14 protein-coding genes are annotated in these 17,967 nt (G+C 29.2%); 1 reads left to right on the forward strand and 13 read right to left on the reverse strand.

The window, feature by feature from the left end:
* Window positions 1-32 precede the first annotated feature (32 nt).
* The 5 genes from ACTG3V_RS02875 to ACTG3V_RS02895 all read right to left on the reverse strand — a co-directional run bounded on the left by ACTG3V_RS02875 (window position 33) and on the right by ACTG3V_RS02895 (window position 5,223).
* Window positions 33-2,189 (reverse strand): TonB-dependent receptor, encoded by a 2,157-nt coding sequence (locus tag ACTG3V_RS02875; protein ID WP_439130620.1) that lies wholly within the window; start codon window positions 2,187-2,189, stop codon window positions 33-35.
* A gap of 161 nt (window positions 2,190-2,350) precedes the next feature.
* Window positions 2,351-3,274, reverse strand: a complete 924-nt coding sequence (locus ACTG3V_RS02880; protein WP_439130621.1) for an AraC family transcriptional regulator — start codon at window positions 3,272-3,274, stop codon at window positions 2,351-2,353.
* Complete coding sequence (locus ACTG3V_RS02885; RefSeq protein ID WP_439130622.1) at window positions 3,271-3,516, reverse strand: hypothetical protein; 246 nt, start codon at window positions 3,514-3,516, stop codon at window positions 3,271-3,273. The genes ACTG3V_RS02880 and ACTG3V_RS02885 overlap by 4 nt, the downstream gene beginning before the upstream one ends.
* A 109-nt stretch (window positions 3,517-3,625) precedes the next feature.
* On the reverse strand, window positions 3,626-3,931 hold the full coding sequence (locus tag ACTG3V_RS02890; RefSeq protein WP_439130623.1) for a hypothetical protein: 306 nt from the start codon (window positions 3,929-3,931) through the stop codon (window positions 3,626-3,628).
* Window positions 3,931-5,223, reverse strand: a complete 1,293-nt coding sequence (locus ACTG3V_RS02895; RefSeq protein ID WP_439130624.1) for an NAD(P)/FAD-dependent oxidoreductase — start codon at window positions 5,221-5,223, stop codon at window positions 3,931-3,933. The genes ACTG3V_RS02890 and ACTG3V_RS02895 overlap by 1 nt, the downstream gene beginning before the upstream one ends.
* 224 nt (window positions 5,224-5,447) lie before the next feature.
* Between ACTG3V_RS02895 and ACTG3V_RS02900 the strand changes: the two genes are divergently transcribed.
* Window positions 5,448-7,166: a hypothetical protein gene (locus tag ACTG3V_RS02900; protein ID WP_439130625.1), complete on the forward strand. Its 1,719-nt coding sequence runs from the start codon at window positions 5,448-5,450 to the stop codon at window positions 7,164-7,166.
* 84 nt (window positions 7,167-7,250) lie between these two features.
* On the opposite strand, the gene ACTG3V_RS02905 is transcribed toward ACTG3V_RS02900, so the two are convergent.
* From ACTG3V_RS02905 to dnaK, 8 genes are all read right to left on the reverse strand, one after another.
* Window positions 7,251-7,706: a hypothetical protein gene (locus ACTG3V_RS02905; protein ID WP_439130626.1), complete on the reverse strand. Its 456-nt coding sequence runs from the start codon at window positions 7,704-7,706 to the stop codon at window positions 7,251-7,253.
* Window positions 7,707-7,783: 77 nt separating this feature from the next.
* Window positions 7,784-8,668 (reverse strand): metallophosphoesterase, encoded by an 885-nt coding sequence (locus ACTG3V_RS02910; RefSeq protein ID WP_439130627.1) that lies wholly within the window; start codon window positions 8,666-8,668, stop codon window positions 7,784-7,786.
* Window positions 8,669-8,970: 302 nt separating this feature from the next.
* A complete protein-coding gene (locus ACTG3V_RS02915; protein ID WP_439130628.1) occupies window positions 8,971-9,759 on the reverse strand; it encodes an ABC transporter permease in 789 nt (262 codons plus the stop codon).
* Between the two features lie 5 nt (window positions 9,760-9,764).
* Window positions 9,765-10,676, reverse strand: coding sequence for an ABC transporter ATP-binding protein (locus ACTG3V_RS02920; RefSeq protein WP_439130629.1), 912 nt, complete (start codon window positions 10,674-10,676; stop codon window positions 9,765-9,767).
* A 67-nt stretch (window positions 10,677-10,743) separates the two neighbouring features.
* Entirely contained in the window at window positions 10,744-12,006 is a 1,263-nt protein-coding gene (locus ACTG3V_RS02925; protein WP_439130630.1) for a T9SS type A sorting domain-containing protein, read from the reverse strand.
* Between the two features lie 88 nt (window positions 12,007-12,094).
* Window positions 12,095-12,847, reverse strand: coding sequence for a LytR/AlgR family response regulator transcription factor (locus ACTG3V_RS02930; protein WP_439130631.1), 753 nt, complete (start codon window positions 12,845-12,847; stop codon window positions 12,095-12,097).
* Window positions 12,847-15,720: a histidine kinase gene (locus ACTG3V_RS02935; RefSeq protein ID WP_439130632.1), complete on the reverse strand. Its 2,874-nt coding sequence runs from the start codon at window positions 15,718-15,720 to the stop codon at window positions 12,847-12,849. Before ACTG3V_RS02935 ends, ACTG3V_RS02930 begins: the two co-directional genes overlap by 1 nt.
* 222 nt (window positions 15,721-15,942) lie before the next feature.
* Complete coding sequence (gene dnaK / locus ACTG3V_RS02940) at window positions 15,943-17,847, reverse strand: molecular chaperone DnaK (protein ID WP_439130633.1); 1,905 nt, start codon at window positions 17,845-17,847, stop codon at window positions 15,943-15,945.
* Window positions 17,848-17,967: the final 120 nt, after the last annotated feature.

Genomic DNA, 17,967 nt, shown 5'->3' on the forward strand with positions numbered 1-17,967 from the left:
GTACAAGTAGCAGGAAATAGCTTCAAAAAAAATTATAAATTATTTAATTGATTAGATTTTTTATCGTTGCTAATGGTCCAAAAGAAACCTACAAAAAAGAAACTGTCTGCATTTGGTACAATGGCTTGCCTGTCGAAATTTCCATTAACATCTGGTGTATTTTTATAATTATATCCAAATATATTTCTGGTACCTAAGGCATTGTTTACTGAGAAATATAAAATTTTTTGCTGATCTATTAAATATGCCCAATTTAAACTTACGGAATTATAAGCTTTGGTTTTGTTGTTTAAAAAACCCGGTTCATTTGGGTTCGTGTAAGTTCTGCCTGATGCAAAATTATAGGTAATACCCAATTGACTTTTCCATTTTTCTACCCAATGTTTGGCTACAAAAGAAAAATTATGAGTGGATGCAAAATTTGGTGTAGCTGTGGTTGGGTAGTTTCTGTAATCTCTTTCAGTATCTAAAAATGAGTAAGAAACCCAATAATCAGTATTTTTAATTTTTCCATTTTGTCTCCAAAAAATATCAATTCCTTTTGCATACGCACTTCCATTATTTGAAAAATTTGAATTAAAATTAGGCATATCCGTATCAAATTTCACTAAATTGTTATAGTCTTTATAGTACGCTTCGACTCTAAAAATTTGATTTTGTTTGCTGTGTTGAAAGTTGGCAATAACATGAGAGGCATTTTCGGCTTTAAAACTTTGACTAAACTTTAAATAATTGTTGCTCGGGTTTTGATAAAACTGCCCATAAGCCAATGAAAACTGACTGCTTTTGCCTGATTTATAAGATAAAGATGCTCTTGGAGAAAGGGTAAATTGATTTAAAACATTGGAATGTTCTGCTCTAACTCCCAATTTAGCTGCTAAATTTTTGGAGAAAAAAACGTCTGTTTCTGCAAACGATGCAAATACATTGTTGTTAAAACCATATTCAAATGCTTTTCCGTTATTGGGGGTGTATTTTTCATCAAAATTGGTGATAAAATACTCTGAACCCATTGAAATTCTGAATCTGTTTGTAAATTGCTTTTTAATTTTTAACTTAAAATGAGCTGAATTCTCACTATTATTAATCTGGTCATCAATTATTTTTAAAGTAGAATTATCATTTGTAAAACTAATACCCGTTTGAATTCTCCAGTTATTCCCAAATTTGTTTTTGTAAGTACTATTTATATAAAGGTTTCTATTTCGTAATCCGAAACGAAATCCATCCTCAAAATTAATATCGTCCTGTAGCATATCTAAATCTGTATAACTAAAAGCACCATAAATTTTTAACATAGAATCATCTTTAAAACTATATCTGTATACAGCTTCTCCACTTGCAGACTGAAAAGGGCTCAACCAGGTATTTCTGTCTGGAAATAGTTCTGTGTAAGGCTGTAAATTAATGTAAGATGTATTTACGCTTAATGAGTTTTTACCCCAAATTTGGGTGTTTCCAAAACCTGCACCTACAGTCATTAATTGAATTTCGGTTTTTTCTTGATCTGGCTTATCAATGGTAGTTAAGTCTAAAACTCCAGAAAGAGCTTGTCCGTATTCAGCAGAATAACCCCCAGTAGAAAACGTAATTCCTTTGAATAAAAAAGGAGAATATCGTCCACGAGTTGGCGCATTGTTAGGAGATGGACTGTAAGGAGTAAAAACACGTACACCATCAATAAAAATTTGAGTTTCGTCTGCACTACCACCTCTTACAAATAATCGTCCGTCTTCTGGTGTTGCAGTAGTTCCTGGTAGGGTTTGTAGTGCGCCTAAAACATCTCCAACAGCACTTGCAGTGGTTACAATATCTAGAGGTTTTAAAACGGTTACTTTTGCTTTTTCGCCTGCTTTAAACATACCTGCATTTATAGTAACAGCATCTAAAGCATTAACATCATCTCTTAATTTTATGTGTAAATTTTTGAGTGCTGCAACATCATCTATCTTTACAAATGTTTCGTAAGAAACAAAAGAAATCACTAAAGTTTGCGTTCCTTTTTCTTCGGTATTGAAAGAAAATGCTCCTTTTTCGTCTGTCGATGTTCCATCGTAAGTGCCATCTAAATAAACACTTGCTCCTAATATGGGGTTGTTTTTAACATCTGTAACTTTACCAGAAATGGTATGCTGTGCTAAAATTGAAAATTGAGTGATGGTAAAGAGTAAAAATAAAATACGTTTCATCTTATTGGTTTTTTTTGATGGTACAAAGATGTGCGTATGCTTACTCTTTTAATAAAAAGAAATACTGAGTTGTAAATTTTGATTGATGAGTTGTAATGCTAAATCTTAACCGAAAAAAATTATCGTTTTAAGAATTGATGGAGAGGAAAACTGAGGTAAAACTATGTAATAGGAATGCAAAAATCTACTATAAACTTTTGTTCAGGATGCTCATCAGCATTATTGTGGTATATTTCAAAAGGATCTTTGTTTGCTTTTTGATAGCCATGTTCTGCCATCCAAGCAAAAGACGATTCCCAGGCTTCTTGAAATTGAAAAGCTGTAATTTCGAATCTAGAAACAATGCATTTTGTTGAACTTAAGACTTTAAAATTAATACTGTCGTCCATTTCAATAGCATCAGTAAGTACAATACAAGCGCTCATTCTTAAGTGATTGGGATCTGTAATTTTTGGGCTATCGTGATAAATAGTCAGCATTTTGGTTTTATCATGAATAAAACCTTTTGGTGTTGCCCATTTTACCAATTGATGATACACACTGCCAATAGCTTCCATTTTGCCTTTGTGGGCAATATAGGCGACATCTAATCTTGGCACTATTTTAATTTGTGTTTTTTTTGAATTCATTTTAAACCAATGTAAAGTGTTATTGATGTTGCAAATGTACTGCTCAAAACCAATTTTTATTTGTCCGTTTTTGCTTTCTGTTTTGCAAATCTTGCTATATTTTTTAAAACTCTCTTTTTTAAATTGATTAGGAGAAATTCCGTAAAACTTTTTAAAAGCCTTTGAGAAAGATGATAAACTAGAAAAACCTACCACTTCTGAAATTTCGGTACTTGTTAATTCTTTTTGATGTATTAAATAGGCAGCTGCTTTTTCAATTCGTTTTCTATTGATAAAATTATGCACGGTTTCTTGGGTTACTGCTTTAAATAATCGATGAAAATGAAAGGGAGAGAAATATGCTTTTTGGGCAATACATTGTAAATTTAGATTTTTATCTAAATTTTCTTCAATATACAAAATAGCCTTACAAATTCTTGTAACAGTAATGTTTGGTATAGATTGTGGTGATTTCAATTGGTGTTTTTTTGCAGTGCATAGAAAATGAATCCACCAGCAAAATATAAAATAATATCGATGTAATCTTTGGTATATCTTGCTAAATAATTGGGTAAAATAAGTTCAAATAAAACGCTATACATTACACAAACATATAAGATTATTGGTAAGCTTAACGCAAATTTTGGATTGTTTCTTGTTTTTATGAATACTACCAAACAGATAAAAAGTACAATAGGAATGATAAGAAAATCATTCAAATAATTATTAATAATTTTTGGGAGATAAAAGTTGAATGATTGAAAAATGTAGATAATAGTCCCTAAAATAAAAGAAGTAATACAAAAAAAGGCAAGTTTTTTATTCATGTTAGCCAGCAGCGATCATTGTAATAAACCAAGCCAAACCAGCACCAATTATACTTACTACAGTAATTACAGAGTATAAAATCCAACCTAAAATGTTATAAAAAAAATTGGGATGTTTTTTTAAACGTTCAGCCAAACTAGGGTTTTCAATTTCATAAACCGCTTCATCAATTTGTTTTTGTTTAATACTTTCTGCTTTAATTGCCCTCTTTTTTTGATCTGAGATTAACGCGTTGCAAAATTCGCAGTAATCGTTGTTTTTGTTTACTGTTTTACAATTGGGGCAAATAATAATTCGTGTACTCATTAAAAATTAATTTGCTGATTTTTTGATTTGTATGGTCTAATGATGAGGCGCGTTTCTCTATCAAAACGAATATAATTGTATACCCAATTTAAAAATACAACAGATTTATTTCTGAAACCAATTAAAGAAAATAAATGAACAAACATCCACACAAACCAAGCAAATACTCCCTGAAATTTCCAATTTGGCAAATCTACTACTGCTTTGTTTCTACCTATAGTAGCCATAGCTCCTTTATCATTATAAACAAAAGGCTTTTGTTTTTTGTGAAACAATTTAGCTAGTAAGTTTTTAGCCACTAATTTACCTTGTTGAATGGCAGGTTGTGCCATCATTGGATGTCCATAAGGATTTTTTTTAGAAGCCATACAAGCAACATCACCAATTGCATAAATATTTGTGTAATTCATAACTTGGTTGTATTCGTTTACTTTAATTCTAGCAGCCCTTTCTATAAGGCATTCTGTTTGTAAACCCTCAACAAGTTCGCCTTTAACACCAGCTGCCCAAATAACCGTTTCTGCCCTAAAATGGTCTATACCATTTGTGGTAACTGTTTTGCCATCATAATCTAAAACACGCAGATTTTTCCAAACATTAACCCCTAATTTTATAAGAAAATCTTCCGCCTTTTCAGAAGCTTGTGCACTCATGCCTTTTAAAATTTCGCCAGAGCTTTGTATGAGATTAATTTGCATTTGGCGAATGTCTAAATCAGGATAATCTTTAGGTAAAATTCCTTTTTTCATTTCGGCCAAAGCACCAGCTAGTTCCACTCCTGTAGGTCCACCACCTACAATTACAAAATTCATTAAAGCATTGCGTTCTTCAATATTGTCTGTTAGTAAAGCCTCTTCAAAGTTTTCTAAAATTAAACTTCTAATGTTTAATGATTGTGGCACAGACTTCATCTCCATGGTATTTTTTTGGATGTTTGTATTTCCAAAAAAGTTAGTGGTAGAACCTGTAGCTATAATAAGTTCGTCATAATCTAAATTTCCAATAGATGTTTCTAAAATATTTTTTTCAGGATGAATTTTAACGACTTCTGCCAATCTAAAATAAAAATTTTCTACATCATTAAACCGTTTTCTTAGCGGAAAAGCAATAGAATCTGGTTCTAAACCACCTGTAGCCACTTGATAAAGTAGAGGTTGAAAGGTGTGGTAGTTGTGTTTATCAATTAAAACCACTTGCAATTCTTGTTGTTCTAGTCCTTTTGCGGCTGCCAAACCTGCAAATCCACCACCAATAATTACTACTCTTGGAAAACTTGACTGTGGTATATTCATCTGATTTTTTTAGATTTTATAATCAAACACAAATTTACGGAAAAGAATACTTTTAGTATTTCAATTTCATGAATACCTCAATTCAATTTTTTACTGTGATTGGAGTTAAGAAGAAAAATTTATCATGCAAAAAAGTTAGTTATACAAAAAAAACAGCCACTGATACATTTTTTTATTGTTGTGATAGTAATCGGGTTTAGTTTTGAGAATCTAAATTTTATGTTATGAACAAATTATTACCAATTTTTATTTTTTTAACGCTAACTTTTTTTAGTGTAAAATCTCAAACAGTTTATTTTAAGGGCTCTGTTAGTCAAAATGATACAGCCATAGATTTAAATGGAAACATGATAAATGTAGGGGCTATATCAGGTGATGTCGATTTTTCTCCAGGAGATGACAATTACAAGTTTAGCATATCGCAACTTGGTGATGTAAATGCATATATCACCAAAATTTCAAGTACAGGTGAGGTTCTATGGGCTTACGTTTTAAAAACTGAAAAAATAAATGAAAGTCCACTTGAAATATCTAGAATTACAAATGTAGATACAGATAGTGATAACAATATTTACGTAGCTGGGAGTTATAAGGGCATTCTACATTTAGACGATTCTAAAGTGTTAAATAGTGGGTCAGTTGATAATTACAATTCGTTTATTATAAAATATGATGCGGATGGTAATATTTTGTGTTATAAAGAATATCTTGATTATGATGTTCAACAAAATGGATTTGCAGAAGAGTATATTCATCAAATTAAAATTGCAAATGACAAGTTATACGTTGGCTTAACTTTAAAAGGTAATGTAGATTTCGGCTTTAAAACGAGTAGTGATTCTTCAATTATTAGTGAATCTTCTAATAACGGTACTCTTAATGATGCTGTGGTAATTCAGTATGATTTAGATGGAACAGAACATCGTATTGATAGAATTGAAGGCGTAGATACAGGTTTTAATATTTTAGATAATGTTGACTTAATTTTTGTGGATTTTGCAGTGTCTGATGAGTTTACAGTTCTTTTAGCAAGAAGTGGTAGTGGCAGAACTTTAAAAATTATAAACCTCTCTAACAGTGGGTCAATTACAAATGTAGAAACATTAACTGTTAACAATGGTTTTTCAAGTTTTTTTCCAGTAAAAATAGCTTTAGATGATAGTAACAATATTTTTATGGCAGGTAGGTTTTCTGGTTCTGTAGATATAGACCCCAATTTATCTGTAAATAATACTTTAATTGCAGAGAGCGCTAAGACAGATATTTTTATTTTGAAATTAAATGCGAATGCCGAATTCATATGGTCTAAACAAATACCAAATCCATCAGCAATTTATACGCAAATGCTTAACGATTTAGAAATTGTTAATGGTAATCCCATAATTTATGGTAACGTAAGAATTAGACCTACTTTTAATTATGATTTAAGTGGTGAAAATATTGAAGGTGCTACAGTTGAAGGAGAAAACGGCTTTTTTGTAAGTGAGTTTTTAAGTGCAGATGGCGCTTTTTCTAAAGCTTCATTTTTAAGATATTATAATACTTTTGGAACTGTGCCTGAACAAAATTTCGGTGTTGATTTAGAGTTTTATAATGATGAAATTTATATATCAGGGCCTCTCTTACATACAGGAACAGTAGATTTTTTAGATCAATCAATAACTTTAGAAACCCTTAAATTTGGTAGCTTTATCAGTAAATTTTCAATAGATAATTTAAGTGCAACATTAACTACAACTACTAACAATATAGGTAGTGAAAGGGTAAACATCTATCAAAATAATAGCAAATTCATTGCCAATACTACAGATGTTGAATTGAAAGTTTATACCATTTTAGGAAAAGAAATTGCAAATAGAAATTTGAAATTAGGAGTATATCTTATAAAAGTTATCGATAAAAAAACAAATAAATTTATAGTTTTTAAAAGAATAATTCAATAATTTTAGTTGTAAGATAAATAAAATAACGCTCATCAAAATACTTTTTTGATGAGCGTTTTTTAGCTACTAAACACGATGTTTGTATTATGTAAAGGTTGACTTAATTGTTTGCAAACTCTTATCGCTATTAATAAATTTTACTATAATTTCTTTTCTTAAAGTTTCTATTTCAATATCAAAATAGGATGCCCATTTATCATTGTTAAATAAATGACGAATTTGCTTTATTCTTTTCTGAGCTTCAGAATAGGTAAATAAATGGTGATGAGATGTTGCTGTTTTTGGTTGAAGTTGAGCCGTTCTTTTATTAAAATCAACGTCAATATAAAAGATTTTCTCTTTAGCGTTGATGGGGTAGAAGTCAATCCATTTTGCAAAACCAATTACTTCTCGTTGATTCTTATAATTTTGGTTTGTTAATAATTTCCATCTGCAGTTGGCTACTCTTCCCCAATGATTCGATTTTCTGTACACTCCTACATCAGTATAAAAATAAGCACTTTCAGACTTACTTTTGTAATTGGTGTTTTCAGGAAACACAAAATTATCAACTTGTTGAAACTCACAAAAAGTGTGTTTAAAAAAGTTGGTTGAATTGTATTTTTTACAAAAGACATTTATTTTATGACTAATTTTCGCGAAGGTTCTCTTCCAAAACCTTGAATAAAAATTGTGTCTTGCTCAAATTTAACTTTTGCAAAAGCGGATGTGTTTTCAGTATCAACCATTCCTTTAAAAGTTAGGTAATGTACACTGTCTATAAATTCATAAGCGCCTGCGTGATTATGACCGTTAAAAAATAGTTTTACATTTTTATATGGTTTTATTAGCGATAAAAATTGTTCTCTGTTCCAGATATTATGTTGATCTATTGGATAAATAGGAAAGTGACAATAAAAACCTACTTTTTGATTTTGCTTAACAGCTTTATCCAATTCCATTTGAATCCAATTTAGTTGGGCTTTACTTAAACCCCCATTCCATTTTTTTACATATGGCAAATCTTTATCTTTTAAAAGATTAAAAAGCGAATCTGTTTGCTGTTCTTTAATTTTAGAAGTTGTTCCATAAAAACTTAAATCATTACCATCTAAAACAATAAAACGCCAATCGTTTTCAACAAAACTATAATACCTGTTTTTTAAGTTTAATTTAGTGATGATTTTCTTTTTGTTGCTTTGCTGTACCTCAAAATCATGATTTCCTAATACGTGGTAAGTTGGTGATTTGAGTTTATTCCAAGTAGGTAAAATACTATCTAAACTTTTAAATTCTTTGTCTATAAAATCACCTAAATGAATAGTGTAAGCTAATGAATCTTTATTGAGAGTAGTAACTGCTTCTTTAAGTCTTTGTGGTGCTTTTTTGTAATATCTATTCCATTTTACTTCGCAATTACAATATTGGCAATCAGCAATTATTCCTACCTTAAAAGAAGGGTGTATTTTTTTTGAGCAATTTGTTATTGATATTAAAAAGAATAAAAGAAATAGCTTTTTCATAAACATCAAAAGTAATCAAAAAGAATATTTTTTGGGTTAGATAAACAAAAAAACGCAATCAAATTTATGATTGCGTTTTAACTTAAACTCTTTTTCTTTAACTAATTCGATTTTATTATTATTGTTGTAAGTAATATTTAATTAACTCTCTAATAAATGGCGCAAAGTTATATAATGTAAGGATTACTATTGAAGTTAGAATACTAAGTGTAAATAAAAATATTTTTATAGGTAACACTATAATCAACTCCAGCAAACTTACTGTATTTCGTTTTTCTTGAATAGATTGTAAGTAGTTCATTTTATTTAATGTTCATTCTTCTGATACTCAAAAAACCAAGTATAGAAAAGGTTATAAAATAGCTTAAACTTATAAAGGTAACTTTAGGAAACCACAGAGATATTGTAGATTCCTCCAAACTTAAAGGAAATAAACTAATTGAGCTATATGCATAAGGGAAATACAAAGACTCTCCTGTTTTGTATACAATTAATCCACTTATTACCAAGATTATACCAATTCCTAGAGGAGCTATAAAGTTTTTAATTCTAAAACTTATCCAAAACTGAATTCCAATTATTCCCAAAATTGAAAAGAATGATCTAAAAACTAACTTTAATGGTTTTTGATAATTAGGAAAGTAATCTAAAAAGTTTAATTCATTGTGTATTAATCCAACAATTGAGCCTACGATTAGCATCGCCAAAAAGAAAAGAATATAAATAAATGAGACAAGTAAAACTGAAACAGTAAGTTTTCCAAAATAGATACTCCATTTAGGAACGGGTAATGAAAATAAATATTTAAGAGCAGAAGATTTATGTTCTATTTGTATAATTAAGCTTGTTATTAAAACAATAAACAAAGGGGTAAGTAATGAGCAAGACACCATTATTTGTTGTGTCATAAATTTTTCCCACGGATTAATGCCATCAGCTGGAATTAATGATTTGTATTTTAAAATATAATAAAAAAAGTAAATTACAGGGATGAATACTGCACTAATAACAGCCAACCAAAGCGTAAATGTGCTTTTTAATTTGAGAATTTCGTTTTTAATACTTCTTGTAAAATAATATAATGCATTCATTTTTTTTAATTTTCAGTCAAAGTCAGGAATAAGTCTTCTAGGTTGTTTTTAACATTAATCTGATAAATATCTAAATCAGCTTTTCTGATTTTATCAATTAAGGAAGGAATCTCTTTTTTGCTATTTATGGTAACATTTATAAAAGAACCATTTATAATTTCAGAGTAAAAGCTTAATTGATTTGTAATTTTTTTTATGAGATTCGAATCGTTAGTTTCAATTGTAATAACTACAGTATCACTTTGCGATTCTTGAAGTGCTTTAACTGTGTTTTGAAATAACATTTTTCCACCGTTTAAAATTCCTACATGACTACATGTCTTCTCAATTTCACTTAATAAATGGCTAGAAATAAATATAGTTGTTCCATATTCTTTATTTAGAGATTTGATGAGTGCTCTCATTTCTATTATTCCTTTTGGATCTAAGCCGTTCGTTGGTTCATCCAAAATTAAAATTTCTGGATTACTTAATAATGCAATAGCAATACCAAGACGCTGCTTCATTCCTAAGGAATATTTTTTTACTTTTTTATGTTTTGCATGCGTGAGTTTTACAATATTTAAAACTTCCTCTATTTTGCTTTTATTGATAGATTTATAATTAGCTGCAATTTTTAAATTATCAATAGCACTTAAATGTTCATATAATGAAGGGTTTTCTATTAGAGCACCGATTTTAGAAAGACTCTCTATTTTGTTTTCCTTAAATGAATTCTCGAAAAGTGATATATTTCCAGAATCTTTTTTTAGCAAACCTAGTAAAAGTCTAATGGTAGTAGATTTTCCAGAGCCATTTGGTCCCAAAAATCCGTATATACTTCCTTTAGGAACTTGTAGATTTAATTTCTCTATATCTTTATTTGATTTTGAATAGGAAAAATCTAATTCTTCTGTTTCAATTATGTAATTACTCATAACAAATTATTTAGCCAAATAGTTTGGTTGGTTTTAAATATCATTGTAAACTTATCTTTCGTAAAATTTATAATTTTGTTATTTTTTTCATTCCAATTTTCCCACTTTCAGTAGTTATTTTTATCAAATACATACCTGATGATAGTTTACTTGTATTTACTTTTTTTGATTTGAATGACATTACTTTTTTACCTAATACATTATAAATTTCACCTTTTAAGATTAAATCATCAACTGCGATAGAAAAATTATTTGTAGTTGGATTCGGATAAACTTTAAAATCTATTTTATTGATGTCTTTTACAGTAGCTGTTGCACTAAATATTGCTTCAACATCTTTGTTTCCATTAATATTTAAAGTAATTGGATTTGTTGTTCCGCTTAAATCTCTACTCCAATTTGTAAAGCCATAACCAGCATTAGGTACTGCAGTTAACTCTACATTTATTCCGTTTATGTATTTAATGGTATTACTTTGAGGATAAAAATTAATAAGACCATTTATATTTGTTGGAAATACATCTCTTTTAGGGCTGTTTAAAGTCGAAATTTCAGCATTAGCAAGCCTTCTGTCATAAATCACTAAATCATCAATTTCTCCATTATATTTATCGATTAAGTTAGATGTTGAAATTCCACCTATTGTAAAATCGCCAGATTTATAAAATGGATTAATAGCATCTGCATCTGATCTAGATATTCTTACTACAGAGCTTCTACTGAATGAGTTATTTTCATCTATATCTAAAACTACGAGTAAATTAACATCTCTAAAAGATGGATTGCTTGTTGGTTTATTTTCTACTATTAAACGTATTGCAACATGATGCCATTCATTATCATTAATATTTACAGCAGTAAAAGTATCAGCAACAAGGAAATTATTAAATTGGTCTTTATTTACAGCTCTAACTTGAATTCCGCCAGAAACTGCTCTTACCATATAACCTGTATCTTGGCTTGCAATTGCAGCATTGTTAAAAAAAGTTGGATGGTTTAAAGTGTTTGCAGCGTTTAATAATACTTTGTAGTTGTTAGCATTAAAAAGATCGTTTTTAATCCAGAAACTAATTGTCAAATCTCTAAAATCTGAATTGGTTGGTGTTGGTGTAGATGCAGTTAATATATCTGCATTTAAATCTATTGCTTCAGAAGTAAAACCATCTCTTCCGTCTACAATAGTTGCATTATTTCCAGATTTAGTAAAGTTGTTAGTGCCGTAAGAATTAGAAAAGTTTGCTGCTGTAAATTGATACCAAGCAATTGGTTCCTGTGAATTAATATGTAACGATGTCGTTAAAAATAAAAATGCAAATACTATTTTTTTCATTTGTAATTAAATTATAAATTCTGTACAAATGAAAAGTTATTTTGAAGTAATTGGATTAAAAAATTTCCGAACGCTTCGTTATAATTTCCTAATGATTTGTTGTTCTAAATAAATCTTCAAATCTCTCTTTATAGCTTTTGCTAACAGGAACTTTAAATTGATTACTCATTTCGATCATTTTTTCCTTTTTAGAATATTTATATATGTAGTCTGTATTTACAATCCAAGATCTATGAATTCTGATATATGTATTTAAACTTAAAAATATTTCTTCATAGTAACTTAACTTTTTTGAAGCCGTATATTCTTTACCATCTAAAAGTTTAATTTTAGAATACATTCTATCTGCTTCGATGCAAATAATCTGTTTAATATCTATAATTACATAATCACTCTTATAAGGAATTGCAATTTTTTGTATTTTCTTTTGATTCTCTTTTAAAAGTTGAGTTCGTTTTTTAACGTCATCATTATTGATATTTGTTACTGCTTTTTTTACTGCAATTTTAAGATCTGAAATATCAATCGGTTTTAATAAATAATCTAGCGCAGAAACTTTAAAAGCTCTAATTGCATATTTATCGTAAGCAGTAACAAAAATGATATAAAAATTAATTTTTTTAAAATGATTTACTAATTGAAAACCATTTTTTTGAGGCATTTCTATATCTAAAAAAACTAATTTTGGTTGATGATTTTCTATGGCTATTATGGCCTCATCTACATTAGAAGCTTCATAAACTATTTCTATATTTTTACAGAATGTAGCTGTTAAATACCTAAGGTTTTCCCTAGCATTAATTTCATCATCAACAATAATGGTAGATATTTTATTAGACATTATTTATAAGGTATTTTGATGATTACTTTTGTGCCTTCTTCTATTTCTTCGTATGAAAATCCAATATCCATGCTGTAATAGTCCTTTAAAAACTTTAATTTTTCTTTGATGGATTTTGTAGAAAAAGAAGTAACTGTTTTGTTTTTTTTGTTTATTTTTTTTGATGTTTCAAGTCCAACACCATTGTCAATTATGGTACATTCCAACACTTCAGTTTGTTTGAAATAGAGTTCTAAAATACGTTCTCCATTAACTTTGTGAAGTAAGCCATGTTTAATAGCATTTTCAACAAATGGCTGAATAATCATAGTAGGTATTTCTATTTCATTTACAGAAGAATCAACTTCAATAGAAAAACTAAAATTGTCTCTAAAACGAAGTTTTTCTAAATCAAGATATTTTTTTAATAAATTAAGTTCATCTTCAAAATAGATAAAACTTTTCTGACTTAAATTTAAATTTTTACGAATTAACTCTGCAAATTTTGTCAGATAATTATAAGCATCTTCTTTGCTTCCTTTTAGTACTAAATTTTGGATTGAATTTAGCGCATTAAACGTAAAATGAGGATTCATTTGAGATTGTAAACTCTCTAACTTAGAAGATGCCAATTGTTTCTGTAAACGCTCTTTTTCTAATAATTCTTTTTGTTTTATTTTAAGTTTTAATTCTCTTCTATAAAATAAACTTAGAATGATTGAAAATGCCAGTGAAATTGAAATTAATATAAACCACCAAGAAAGATAAAACGGTTTTTTTATTTCGATATTAATAGTTTTTTTGTTTGATTTCTGCTTGCTAACATCAGAGTAAGATTGCAATTCAAACACATAATTATCTGGTGCTAAATTGTTGAACGTAATCTCTTTTGCACTTTTATTAACTGTATTCCAATTATTGTTCTCTGTACTTCTATTTAACCGATATTTATAGGTTAAATTTTCTTCCAACAAAAAACCATTTGTTTTAAATGTGAATTCAATTTTCTTAGAATTAAATGATAATGTGTAACTTGATTTGATTGGTGTTTCTCTATCATTAATCAAAACTGAAGAAAAATAAAAATCAGAAAGTTTCTCTTCTTTAAATGCTTTTTGCTTGTCAATTTTAAAAAGTCCGTCGTTTGAAGAAAAATACACTTCTTCATCAAAAACTACAATATCAAAAATAGTATAAGAAGTTATTCCTTCTTTTTTTGTTAAGTTTTTAAACGTCTTTGTAGTCGTATTAAAAAGCTGTAATCCTTTTTCTGAAACTATCCAAAGCGAATTTTTATCTGCTTTTATAGTGCTAGTTCTATTGGAAAGTAATCCATTTCTTATCGTGTAATTTTCAATTACTTTCCCGTCTTTTATACCTAAAATTCCGTCTTTAAAAGTAGATACCCAAATTGTTCCATCTTTTGTTTCAGCTATATCTAAAGCAAAAATTGGTTGATTATTAAAAGAGATAAATTCTTCTGTTAAATTACTATCATATTTTGCTAAACCATCAATATAAGCGATATAAATTTCATCTTTTGTTTTACTATAGTAACTTTTGTATGCTCTTTTGTTTCTTAGTTTTGTTGAGGTTTGATTTGTTAAATCAATAATTTTAGAGAAACTACTGAAGGTAGCTACAAGTTTGGAATCTTTGTAGTAAGAAAAGTCTTTTACATTTTTAAACTTTGATGTGTTGGTTATTTTTTTTGTCTTCGTATTTAAAATAAAATTACTTTCTCCTAAACAGAAGTAAACTTCTTTTTCATTTCCAGTAATAGCAGCAGATTTTCTATTTTCAAGCCTCTTCAATAAATCATGCTTGTTGTTTTTCGTATTGTAAAAACCAATCTCACCTTTAATAGTTCCAAACGCAAAATTATTTTTATCAATTTTATGTAGGTTTCTGATCTTAGCAAGATTAAGTCTGTTTTCTGTTTTTTTTATATGAAGATTTGGAATGATGAAAACGCCATTCTCTAATGTAGTTACCCAATAATTCTCATGGGAATCTTTTATAACATCTGTAACTCGTTTATTTTTAAAATAATGACTTTGTAACTGAAATTGATTTTCAGTCGATTTAAATATGTAAAATCCTTTAGTAGTTAAAACCCATAAATCATCTCCTTTTTGTTTGAATTTTATTACAGAAACTTTGTCTGGATTTTTAAAGAGTTTTATTTTTTTAGAATAATTATCCAATTCAAGTGTTTTGGTTTTAATGGAATTATCTTCAACACTTCCTACATTTAGTAGAAATGAATTTTTATAATTTCCGATATTCCAAAATGAATATTTTTCATTTAACGCTTTTAAATCTGTTTTTTGGGAATATGTTTTTAAATCAACAGAATACAACAATTTTTTATTTTGGATAAAAAATAAGGTATCATTTCTAACGTAAGATGCAAGCGCTTTTCTATTGAAATCTAAAATCTTTTCGTTTGTTTTATTGTCAATATTAAGTTTATAGAATCCAGAATTTGAATTTATTACAATATGATTATTAATAAAATAAAAAGGCGAAAGTTGTCCATTCGATTCTTTTTCTAAATCGACATAAAGGTTTAATCGGTTGTTTTCTGCATAAAAATATTGCCCAGAAATATTGTTACACCAAACCCTTCCTTTTTTGTCTAAAGCTAAATTAAAAACAGAAAGACCTCTTTTATTTGGATGACTAAAGTTTATATAGTTTTTACCATCAAATCGAAACAATCCTTTGTTTGCAGCAAACCAAATAAATCCTTTTTTATCTTCTAATACTTGGTAGAATTCAACATCTGGTAAACCATCTTTTTCTGTAAGCTGATAAAATACAGGATGCTGGCTAAAACTGCTATTAGAATAGCATGAAATAATTAAAAAGAGAAGTATAATTTTTTTCACAGAAATAAGAACATGTTTTTTGCTTTATTATAGAAGATAAATTTTCCGAAAGTTATAAATTTATTTCCGATATATATCTAACAAAAAACGCAATCAAATGAATGATTGCGTTTCGATTTATATAGATTCTCAAATTAATTAGAAGGATGCCTTGAGAGATCCCAAAATAAATTTGGAATAAGCGATTCACAAGAAATTCTAAATAGAATTTCTGTTCTCTGCTTACTTTACTTCCTCAAAATCTACGTCCTCTACATTGTCACCTTTATCTGCACTGCCTTCTGGCTGACCTTGTTGAGCTCCAGCATCTGCGCCTCCAGCACCTTGCTGTGCAGCATACATTTCTTCTGATGCAACTTTCCAAGCCTCATTAATCTTTTCCATTGCAGCATCAATTTGAGCTAAATCTTTAGATTCGTGAGCAGCTTTTAATTCAGTTAAAGCAGCTTCAATTGGTTCTTTTTTATCTGCTGATAATTTATCACCAAATTCTTTCAATTGCTTTTCTGTTTGAAAAATCATAGAATCTGCACCATTTACTTTTTCAGCAGTTTCTTTCGCTATTTTATCTGCATCAGCGTTTGCTTCTGCTTCTTGTTTCATTTTTTCGATTTCTTCTTCAGATAAACCAGAAGATGCTTCTATACGAATATCTTGAGATTTTCCTGTAGCTTTATCTACTGCAGAAACTTTAATAATTCCGTTTGCATCAATATCAAAAGTTACTTCAATTTGAGGTACACCTCTTTGTGCTGGAGGAATATCCGTTAATTGAAAACGTCCAATCGTTTTGTTATCAGCAGCCATTGCTCTTTCTCCTTGTAAAACGTGAATGTCTACAGAAGGTTGATTATCTACAGCAGTTGAAAATACTTGCGATTTTTTTGTTGGGATCGTTGTATTGGCATCAATTAATTTGGTGAATACATTCCCCATAGTTTCAATACCTAAAGATAATGGTGTAACATCTAATAAAAGAACATCTTTTACATCACCAGTTAAAACTCCACCTTGAATTGCAGCCCCTAAAGAAACAACTTCATCTGGGTTTACACCTTTACTTGGTGCTTTACCAAAGAATTTTTCTACAGCTTCTTGAATTGCAGGTATTCTTGTAGAACCACCAACTAAGATAATTTCATCGATATCAGAAGTTGATAAATCTGCATTTTTTAAAGCAGTTTTACAAGGCTCTATGGTTCTTTTTACTAAATCGTCAATTAATTGCTCAAATTTAGCTCTACTTAACGTTCTTACCAAGTGTTTTGGTCCGCTAGCAGTAGCAGTTACATAAGGTAAATTAATTTCAGTTGACGAAGAACTAGATAATTCAATTTTAGCTTTTTCAGCAGCTTCTTTTAAACGTTGTAAAGCCATTGGGTCTTTACGTAAATCCATATTTTCTTCAGACTGGAACTCATCAGCTAACCAGTTGATGATTTTTTCATCAACATCATCACCACCTAAATGTGTATCACCATCAGTAGCCAATACTTCAAAAACACCATCACCTAATTCTAAGATAGATACGTCATGCGTACCACCACCAAAGTCAAAAACAACAATTTTCTTATCATCATTTGCTTTGTCTAAACCATAAGCTAAAGCAGCTGCAGTAGGCTCGTTAATAATTCTTTCTACTTTTAAACCAGCAATTTCACCAGCTTCTTTAGTTGCTTGTCTTTGTGCATCGTTAAAGTATGCAGGTACAGTAATTACAGCTCCAGTTACATCAGTTCCTAGATAGTCTTCTGCAGTTTTTTTCATTTTTTGAAGCACCATTGCAGAGATTTCTTGAGGTGTATATAAACGACCATCGATATCTACTCTAGGTGTATCATTATCTCCTTTAACTACTTTATATGGTACTCTTTTTACTTCTTGTGTAGATTCAGAGAATTTGTTACCCATAAAACGTTTAATAGAATAAACGGTTTTTGTTGGGTTCGTTACTGCTTGTCTTTTTGCAGGATCACCAATTTTACGTTCTCCACCTTCTACAAAGGCAACAATAGATGGTGTAGTTCTTTTTCCTTCAGCATTAGGAATTACAACTGGCTCATTACCTTCCATCACAGAAACACACGAGTTGGTTGTTCCTAAATCTATTCCTATAATTTTACTCATAATATTTATTTTAATTTAATTTTGTTTTCAATTTTACAGTTTGTATTAGTCAAATGCTGTGCCAACAGCTTTTTATAAATAAAATGTCAGTTTTTTAAATAATTACGTTCATGGTTATGA

It is taken from the genome of Polaribacter sp., from assembly GCF_965660385.1.
Classification (GTDB): Bacteria; Bacteroidota; Bacteroidia; order Flavobacteriales; family Flavobacteriaceae; genus Polaribacter.